The sequence below is a fragment of the uncultured Campylobacter sp. genome (genome assembly GCF_937997465.1).
GTDB lineage: Bacteria > Campylobacterota > Campylobacteria > Campylobacterales > Campylobacteraceae > Campylobacter_A.
Genome location: NZ_CALKTQ010000096.1, coordinates 1 through 9223 on the forward strand (window position 1 = coordinate 1; position 9223 = coordinate 9223).

Annotated in this window: 7 protein-coding genes; 2 read left to right on the plus strand and 5 right to left on the minus strand. The window is 45.8% G+C overall.

Annotated features, from left to right (window positions below; all coding sequences use genetic code 11):
• Positions 1 to 76: 76 nt before the first annotated feature.
• The 5 genes from Q0546_RS02855 to mqnE are packed head-to-tail and all read right to left on the minus strand — an operon-like array spanning position 77 to position 4805.
• Positions 77 to 754 carry a prepilin-type N-terminal cleavage/methylation domain-containing protein gene (locus tag Q0546_RS02855; RefSeq protein WP_298790356.1) on the minus strand — a complete coding sequence of 226 codons (678 nt, stop codon included), beginning with the start codon at positions 752 to 754 and terminating at the stop codon, positions 77 to 79.
• A gap of 12 nt (positions 755 to 766) precedes the next feature.
• Positions 767 to 1966 (minus strand): hypothetical protein, encoded by a 1200-nt coding sequence (locus tag Q0546_RS02860; RefSeq protein ID WP_298790358.1) that lies wholly within the window; start codon positions 1964 to 1966, stop codon positions 767 to 769.
• A gap of 15 nt (positions 1967 to 1981) precedes the next feature.
• Entirely contained in the window at positions 1982 to 2422 is a 441-nt protein-coding gene (locus Q0546_RS02865) for a phosphoribosyltransferase family protein (protein ID WP_298790360.1), read from the minus strand.
• Between the two features lie 9 nt (positions 2423 to 2431).
• Positions 2432 to 3724, minus strand: coding sequence for an NCS2 family permease (locus Q0546_RS02870; RefSeq protein WP_298790362.1), 1293 nt, complete (start codon positions 3722 to 3724; stop codon positions 2432 to 2434).
• 10 nt (positions 3725 to 3734) lie between these two features.
• Positions 3735 to 4805, minus strand: coding sequence for an aminofutalosine synthase MqnE (mqnE, locus tag Q0546_RS02875; protein ID WP_298790363.1), 1071 nt, complete (start codon positions 4803 to 4805; stop codon positions 3735 to 3737).
• A 111-nt stretch (positions 4806 to 4916) separates the two neighbouring features.
• On the opposite strand from mqnE, the gene Q0546_RS02880 reads away from it, so the two are divergent.
• Together Q0546_RS02880 and glmS are read left to right on the plus strand one after the other, a co-directional pair.
• Positions 4917 to 7373, plus strand: a complete 2457-nt coding sequence (locus Q0546_RS02880; protein WP_298790364.1) for an HD domain-containing protein — start codon at positions 4917 to 4919, stop codon at positions 7371 to 7373.
• 2 nt (positions 7374 to 7375) lie between these two features.
• Positions 7376 to 9211, plus strand: coding sequence for a glutamine--fructose-6-phosphate transaminase (isomerizing) (gene glmS / locus Q0546_RS02885; protein ID WP_298790365.1), 1836 nt, complete (start codon positions 7376 to 7378; stop codon positions 9209 to 9211).
• The last annotated feature ends 12 nt before the right edge of the window (positions 9212 to 9223 follow it).

A 9223-nucleotide genomic window follows, 5' to 3' on the forward strand; every position in this document is an offset into this window, starting at 1 on the left:
CTCAATTCGTGAGCTCGAATTATACAAGCAATATGCTTAAAAGAAGCTGAAGGAATGAACCAAAATTGTATGATTTTTAAATTTGTGGACGATTTGCAAAAGCAACCTGTATAAAACCAGTTTCAGGTGCTATAGTTATAGTTGCGGTTCTTCGTGCCGTAGTTAAAACTATTTGACAGTTTTGTCTATTGTAAACCAATCTGTCATATCCTCTGGTTGCGCTAGTGCCAGTGGTGCTTACGCCTTGCATAGGTCTCCCAAATTCATCAAAAGAGATAGTTTGTAAATTACTATCTCCACACACTCCGCGCAGCTCCACGTTAGTTATGCCAAATTTCCTTGCTAAGTTGTATTTGCTACTAGCCTTTGCGCAGTTAGACTTAGAAATACCACTCCACCCAGAACTCATAAATTTACTTGGATCCAGCGGGTCTGTTGCAACCTCATTTTCTGAATTTAAATTCCCCGTCGCACTTTCATCACGATATACGCTATATCTCCATTCATTTGAACCGCCGCAAAATGAAGCCCTAGTAAAAGTTATGCTCCACCTCTTTCTAAACCAGTTGGCATCAGTAGGGTCAAATTTACTATCCTGCATAGCTAGGTGCTGAGTATAGCGGATATGCGACATAACCTGATCGGCAGCCTCGGCGATATGATCGTCGTTGATTCTCGGTAGCGCAGCGGCAGCTATTATTCCTATTACCACGATCACAACGACAAGCTCTAGCATAGTAAAAGCTTTTTTCATCAAATTTATCCTCTAATCATCTTTTATAATCTTAAAATTTGCGATTTTTACGCCAAATTTATAGACCGCTATATTACCATAATTATCTTTCTGGTCCAAAATTGCTAATCGCAAATTTGCGTCCGGATGTGTGTCTATGCCGTAAAATTTAAGTCTCAAATCTAGCTTTTTATCGTCCGTGAAAATTTTTTCTACGCCTTCATTTTTTAGCTCTTTTGCAAGCTCTTTTGCTACATGATATCTGTAAACAAAATGCTTGGTCGGATCTTTTAGCAAGCCGTAAAGCATCTCATTAAAAAGTACAAATAAAAATCCGGCAAGTAAAGAAGCCGCCGCAAAAGAGGCTAAAATCTTATATCCACGTCTAAATATCGGTAGCCTCACGCGGTACGAGCTAAAAAATACCCGAACCAAAATCGGCACCGAAATAACGCAAAAAGGCAGGTAGTTTTCGAGCTCAAGCCGCTGTCTGATCGATAAAACCAAGCAAAACAAAAATGCCGTTATACAAACGAACCAGAGCAAATTTTTGGTCTCTTTTATCCAAATTCTATACATAGCATAGACGAAATAGACGAAAACAAAAGGCGAAAACGCGGCTGCAAAAATACTCACGGTATCAAGCAGATGGCCTCTAGGCTTGCCGCCCGAGTCAAATCCGTAAAGATAAAAGCAAAGCGCAAAAAGTAGCGCCGCCACCCACGCCATCTTAGCGTCGCGCCTATAGACGGCAAATATAAAAATAGCCGAAAAATAAACCAAAAATGCGCCGCTAATAAAAGGCAACACACACAAAAGCGCGTAAAAAGCAAGCATTTTGCGTAGCTGATAAAGATAAATACTTAAAAGCGAAAGCGCGATTATGATGCCGGCGTCGTTTACCAAGATCGCTGATGCCATCGTCGCAGGAAGCAGTATAAACACGACTGCGCTTACTACTCGGTCAAATTTGCGTTTTAAAATTTGCTTTGATACCTTGTAGAGTAGCGCGACGCTAAAAATGTGGCAAATAACAAAAGGAAGGCGCAAAGCATAGTCGTTTTGTCCAAAAATCTCAACCGAAGCTCTAGCCAAAACGGCTGAAATTTTAGGCGAGTTATAAAACGCATCCGCCTCGTAGTAGCTAATGCTAAGCGTGCTAATCGCGTACGACAAAAAGCAAAAATCAATAAGGCAGATGATAAAAAGTAAAAACGTTTCCGAGCGCAACATGGCTAAATTTTGGGCTTAAATTTGCTCTTCCCAGAAAAACTCTATCCACTCATGCGCCTCCCTCACCGTAAAATCAGGCAGCAAAAGAGCTTTGCGTTTATAAAAGATAGTCGCGATCTTTAGCTCGATATGCGGGAAGCGATTTAAAAGCTCTTGTTTTATGGCTACCATACTCTCCCCCGTGTCGATCATGTCGTCCACTATCAAAATTTTATTAAATTTAGATAGATCAGGGATGTTAAAGATATCGATAGTATCGAGCTTTTGCGTCTCTTCGTAGTGGATTGAGTTTAGCGTAAAAAGATTGCGGTTATTTAACAGGCTCGCCAAAAAATGCCCCAAAGTAAGCCCGCCGCGGGCGATTGCCAAAATCACCTCGGGCTCGAAATTTGCTTTGATATCTCGCACCATTACTTTTATGTCTTTGTGAAATTCCTCAAACGGATACTTTAGCATATTTTCTCCTTAATGCACTAAAAATACAATAAAACTAATGAGCGCAAGTACGATGACGCCGATATTTACGTATTCCCACTCGCGTCTCATGATACGAACCAGCAGATACGCCATAAATCCAAACGAAAGTCCCGTCGTGATCGAGTACGTAAGCGGCATCAAAATAACTATCAAAAACGTCGAAATAGCGATGGCCGGATCTTTAAAATTTATATTTCCAAGCTCGCTAAACATCAGCACGCCCACCATCACCAGTATCGGATATATCGCGTTTGAAGGGATGGCTTTAAAAAGCGGCAACATAAAAATCGTAAGTACGAAAAATAGTCCGCAAAACACCGCCGTTAGTCCCGTTTTACCGCCCTCCTCTACGCCGCTAGCGCTCTCGGCAAACGACGTCGTCGTACTAACGCCCACTATCGAACCAACCATCGTGGCTACCGCGTCGGCTTCGAGAGTTTTTTCTAGTTTTTCGACGCCTTTTTGATTGCTCTCGTCAAAGATCCCCGCTCTGTTTCCAACGCCAGCTAGCGTACCGATAGAGTCAAAAAGATCGGTCACGAAAAATGTAACGATCACCGGAAGCAACGCAAAAGATAACGCGCCCATGATGTCAAGCTCTAAAAATATAGGCGATATCGAAGCCGGTAGCGAGATAAATTCTTTCGGATACGGCGCGATACCGAAAATCCAAGCGATCACCGAGGTCGTAAATACCGCGATGATAAAGGCACCTTTGACCTTCCACGCCCAAAAAAGTATAACGAAAAATAGCCCCACAAAGCCCAAAATAACGTTTGGATCTTTTAAATTTCCAAGCCCTACCAGCACGGCGTCGTTATTTACGACTACGCCCATTTGCTGAAGCCCGACGAAAGCGATAAAGGCACCTATGCCCGCGCTTATCGAGCGTCTGACGTCATCGGGAATAGATTTTAAGACCCAGATTCTAAAATTTGTAAAAGATAGCACTACGAAAATTATACCCGAGATAAAAACCACGCCCAGAGCCGTCTGCCACGGTATTTGCATGCCTAGTACGAGACCAAAGGTAAAATACGCGTTTAGCCCCATTCCCACGCTCATAGCCACAGGCGTGTTCGCCCATATGCCGTTTAGCACAGTAGCGACCACCGTGATGAGCGCCGTAGCCGTGATGAGCGCATCCATCGGCATGCCGGTTTTACTCATGATTATCGCGTTTACAGGCACGATATACATCATCGTTAAAAAGGTCGTGAGTCCCGCGCTAAACTCTGTCTTTACGCTAGTGCCGTTTTGCTTGAGTTTAAAAAAATCCAATTCCGCCTCCTTAGTTATCGTAAATTTTTAGTTCGTTATACAAGCTATCTCGCTCTACGGGGACAAATCCCGACGTCTGAATGAGATCGGTAAAATTTCTAAGACTCATACCGCTTGCCGATTTCGCACCGGCCGCGCTTTGGATGCTCTCTTTTTCTATCGTGCCGTCTAGATCGTCAGCACCAAATTCCTGCGCGACCATAGCCAAATTTATAGTCGACGTCGCCCAGTACGCCTTTATGTGTGCGACGTTATCGAGCACCAGGCGCGATATCGCAAATGTCTTTAAAATTTCGGCCGAGCCGGGATAGTTTTCTACTTTTAGATAATTATTGTCGCGCTGATAAACAAGCGGGATAAAGGCGTTAAATCCGCCGGTCTTATCCTGTAAACCTCGAATCCTTAGCATATGATCGATGCGGTTTTGCCTGCTTTCTACGTGGCCAAACAGCATCGTCGCGTTGCTTTCCCTGCCTTTTTCGTGCCAAAGGCGGTGGATTTTGAGCCAGTTTTCGGAGCTCACCTTGCCTTTGCAGATTTTACGTCTAACCTCTTCGTCAAAGATCTCAGCTCCGCCGCCAGGCATTGAGTCCACGCCGTATTCGAGCATTTTTTCTACGACTTCTTCATAGCTAAGGCTGTGTTTTCGCGAGAGGAAATCAACCTCCGCCGCAGTTAGCGCTTTGACGTGGATTTGCGGGTATTTTTCCTTGATTTTTTTAAAAATTTCCAAATACCACTGCCACGACGTCTCAGGGTTGTGCGCCGAGACGATGTGTATCTCTTTTGCGCCGCCGGCGACGCTTTTTTCGACGATTTTTAGTATTTCATCGTGGCTCATCGTGTATGGGTTTGGATTTTTGCGGTTTGCCGAAAATGCGCAAAATTTACACACGTCCGCGCAGATATTGGTCGGATTTATGTGGCGATTTACGTTAAAAAATACCTTTTTGCCGTGCAGTTTTCGCCGTTTGGAGTTTGCGAATTTACCCAGCGTAAAAAGGTCTAGGTCGTATAAGCCGGCGCATTCGTCCGCGTCCAGACGTTCGCCGCTTTGGAGTTTTTCTATTAAATTTGTCAAATTTTATTCCGAAAATAGATATTAAACGGCGATTATATGTTAAAAAAGCTTTGTTTTTGCAAAATTTTAGTATCATCGGATAAAATTTACACAAAAAGACGGCGGTAAAAAGTGGCTTTAAAAGGAAATTTAAGCGGCGTTTTGGGCGGCGCAAATTTGGCCTCGCAGCTAAAAAAGCTTCAGGGCAAGGGCTTTGCAAATTTCATCGCAAAGCAAAGCGACGAGCTGATAAAAGCTCTGTGCACGCGGGTTTTGGACGAGATTTTTGTGGACTTTAACCCGGACATCGATTTTATCCCGTTTTGCGTCATCGCTACCGAAAAGTACGCCGACAACCTCATCTCCACAAGCTCGGTTTTAGAGATTTTAATCGTCTTTAAAGAAAACGCGGGCTTTAACGTCAAATTTATCCTAAAAAAGCTAGTCGCCGCGCTGGAAGGCTCAAATTTAAAGCTAAATATTAAAATTTGCGAGCTGGACGAGATTTTCGAAGCGCACAAAAACGACCACAAAGCAAAGGCCGCGTTTAGCCGTATCCGCTACATCTGCGGCTCGCGTACGCTCTATAAGGCCGCTCGCTCACAGATCTATAAAACGCGCGAGTTTAACGCGCAAGAAAATCTCAAATTTTACTCCAAAAATCTGGGCGCCTTTAACGATATCCCAAACATAAAGCAAGAGCCTGATCTTAAAAACGATCTAGGCGGTACGAACGACATCTACTACCTAAACTGCGCTCTAAACGGCTTTGAAAACGAGATCAGCATGCGCTCGCAGGCTCTAAAATTTATCGACGAAAAGGAGCTTAGCGCGCTAAATTTGGCGACTGATTTTATCCTTTGCGTAAAATCGGCGCAAAATTTGACCCTAGGCTCGGACGTTTTCGCCCCGGCTAAGCTAAACGAGATCACCGCGCTAATGCAAACCAAGTCCAAAAAAACGCAAGAAAATAGTAGCGTCATCTCGCAAAAGCTCTTTTCCTGCATGCATTCAGTCGCCGTTTTCTCGCGCTATCTGGTTTCTAGCTTTTACAGGAGCAAATTTAAAAGCGAGGTTAAATTTAGCGAGCTACGAGCCGCGCGACTAAAAAACGGATTTTATAGATTTGAAAATACCATTTACGTCCCGCTACACGTCCGCGCTAGGCCGCTAAACGCGGTGCTAAAGCAGCTTTTGGCTCTTGGCGATGCGGAGTATAAATTTGACGTCGGAACGATCTTTTACCTAAAACGCGCGCAAATCAGCAAAGAGGACGCCGAGGATTCGCTCGCGCTTTTTAGAAAAATTTTGATGCGAAACCACGCTCACTGCATCATCAAGGCGCTTTTGGACGCGGAGATTTTGCCCGTTTTGGTTAAGCCGCTCGAACACGCCGTAAATTTGGCCGAATTTGACGGCTATCATAAATTTAGCGTCGGCGAGCACTGCGTTTTAAGCGTCAAATTTGCCGAAAATATCAAAGATAAATTCGTAAAATCGCTCTACGACGAGCTTTGCATCGAGGGGCGCACGCTGCTAAAGCTAGCTTTGCTGCTACATGACGCAGGCAAGGGGCTTGGCGGCGATCACTCGGTCGTGGGCTCAAATATCTTTCGCGCCTACGCCGCAAAGCTAAATTTGAGCGCAAAAGCCGTAAATATCGGCGTTACGCTCGTGCGCTACCACACGCTGATGAACGACGTGGCAAACCGCGAGGACATCTACGATCAGCGCACGATTTTTAGCTTTATCTCAAAACTAGGCGATCCGCAAACCCTAAAGCTCTCATATATCGTCGCCTACTGCGTGATAAACGCGACCGACGAAAAGCTATATACGCCCTATCTGGCGCGACTTTTGCGCGAGCTTTACGGCATTTGCTTGCAAAGCTTTGAGGATGAAAATCTGCTCGATGAAGCTTCAAGGCGCGTAAAAAAGGAGCTTAGCATCAGGCGAAACGCTAAATTTGCGGCCTTAAGCGAAAATTTGAAAGAGAAAATTTTCGCTATCAGGTCAAATTTGCTCTTTGCCAAATACCAACCAGCAGACATCATCAGCATCGCCTGGGCCGCGCAAAACGCCGATAAACTAAGCGTGCAGGTACAAAATCACCAAAGCCTAAGCATAGAAATTTACGCGCAAAACTACCCGAATTTAGCGGTTTTGCTCTCGGCTCTAGCGCACCTTGATCTTGGATTTATGGAGATTTTCGAGCTGTTTGACGGTAAATTTTACGTCAAGCTCGAGTTTAACAAAAACGTAAAATCAAGCGAGCTAGAAACCCTAAAAAACCTCATCGAAATCTCGCTAAAAAGTGGCGCCTCAGCGCAGATAAATCGCCCGATAATACTAAAAGGCGAGCTAAATTTCGACGCGAACCACTCGCAAGAGTACGCGAAGCTTGGCATAAACGCAAAAGATCAGCGCGGACTGATGGCTTACGTATTGGGAGTTTTTAAGGAATTTGATGTAAAAATAGCCAACGCTAGAATCCAAACCGTAAAAAATAGGACGCGAAATTTGCTGCTTATACAAAAGCGCGAGGGCGTGGATTTGGGCGAAATTTTAAAATTATTAGAAAGCGAGTAAACATGTGCGGAATCGTCGGTTACGTCGGCAATAGAGAAAAAAGAGAGTTTATTTTAAACGGATTAAAAGAGCTTGAGTACCGCGGCTACGACAGCGCGGGCATGGCGGTGATGAGCCTAGAGGGCGGTTGCGACAAATGCGCGCAAGAAATCGCCTTTTTCAAAGCCATAGGCAAGCTTGAAAATTTAGCCAAAAAATCAGAGGGCTTTAGCTCTAGCGGCGAAGGCGTCGCGATCGGACACACGCGCTGGGCTACGCACGGCAAACCTACCGAGATCAACGCTCACCCGCACCTAGGCGAGCACTCTTTCGTCGTTCATAACGGCATCATCGAAAACTACAAAGAGCTAAAAGAGGAGCTTGAAGCAAAGGGCGTTAGCTTCCTCAGTCAAACCGATACCGAAGTCATCGTGCATCTTTTTGAGGAAAATTTAAAAACCATCGGCGAGCCGTTTAAAGCATACGAAGCCACGGTAGCGCGCCTACACGGAGCTTACGCGACCCTACTGATCACCAAAACGGCTCCTGGCAAAATTTTCTTCGCCAAGGACGCCGCGCCGCTAGCCATCGGCAAAAGCGAGGAGAAAGAGGTATTTTTCGCCTCCTCCGACGCCCCGCTGATCGGCCTAGCCAAAGAGGTGTGCTACCTGGACGATAAAAGCTACGGGTTTGTTAGCATTGACGAGATCGCGGTTTTTAAAGACGCAAAAAAACTAAGCCCGAGCTTTGCCGCGCTGCCTGCGGACAAAAGCTACGCGCAAAAAGAGGGCTACCGCTTTTTTATGGAAAAAGAAATTTACGAGCAAAGCGCGGTCGTCTCAGAAACTCTGATGGGACGCGTCAAAGAGGATGCGGTAGGTCTTGAAAATTTAACCGACGAGTATCTACGAAATATCGACGATATCGTGATCTGCGCATGCGGCACGAGCTACCACGCAGCCCTTACGTCTAGCTACCTTTTTGAGAGGCTAGCTGACACGAGAGCTAAGGTCGAGATCGCGAGCGAATTTCGTTATAGACGCCCGAAACTAAACAAAAACGCTCTTTTTATCGTCATCTCGCAAAGCGGCGAAACCGCCGACACCCTAGAAGCGCTAAAAATCGCCAAGCAGGCGGGGCTAAAGACGCTAGCCATCTGCAACGTCGATAACTCCTCGATCGTGCGCCTAGCAGACGACACGCTGCTAACTCGCGCGGGTATCGAAAAGGGCGTAGCCAGCACCAAAGCCTTCGCCACGCAGGTAGTAACGCTGTGGATGCTAGCGCTTCAAATCGCGCAGGCTAAAGCTTCCATAAGCAAAGAAGAGCTAAAAAGCGAGATCGCGGCGCTCCTGCACGTTCCGCAAATTTTAAATATCAGCAAAGAGCCGCAAGAGCGCATCCGCCGCCTAGCTAAACACTATTTGCACGGGCACGGCTTCTTTTTCATCGGGCGCGATATATTTTATCCGCTAGCGCTCGAGGGCGCGCTAAAGCTCAAAGAGATCTCATATCTGCACGCCGAGGGCTATCCTGCGGGCGAGATGAAGCACGGCCCTATCGCGCTTGCCGATGAGAGGCTCTTTACGATCGCGCTGATGCCGCAAACCGTCCTCTACGAAAAAACCAAAAGCAACGTCGAGGAACTCGCCGCTCGCGACGCATATATACTTGCTAACAGCCCCGAGGAGTTCGAGCTTAGCGACGATTTTATAAAGACTAGCAAACAAGCTCACCCGATGAGCGAGTTTTTCGAGATGATGATTATCTTGCAGCTTTTTGCGCTGGAGATCGCCATGAGGCTGGGCAACGACGTAGATATGCCGCGAAACCTTGCTAAAAGCGTAACGGTAGAGTAAATTTAGTAGGAG

Coding starts and splice junctions, on each gene's coding strand:
- Q0546_RS02860 (WP_298790358.1), bottom strand. CDS start 1,966: ATGTTGCGCTCGGAAACGTTTTTACTTTTTATCATCTGCCTTATTGAT.
- glmS (WP_298790365.1), top strand. CDS start 7,376: ATGTGCGGAATCGTCGGTTACGTCGGCAATAGAGAAAAAAGAGAGTTT.
- Q0546_RS02865 (WP_298790360.1), bottom strand. CDS start 2,422: ATGCTAAAGTATCCGTTTGAGGAATTTCACAAAGACATAAAAGTAATG.
- Q0546_RS02855 (WP_298790356.1), bottom strand. CDS start 754: ATGAAAAAAGCTTTTACTATGCTAGAGCTTGTCGTTGTGATCGTGGTA.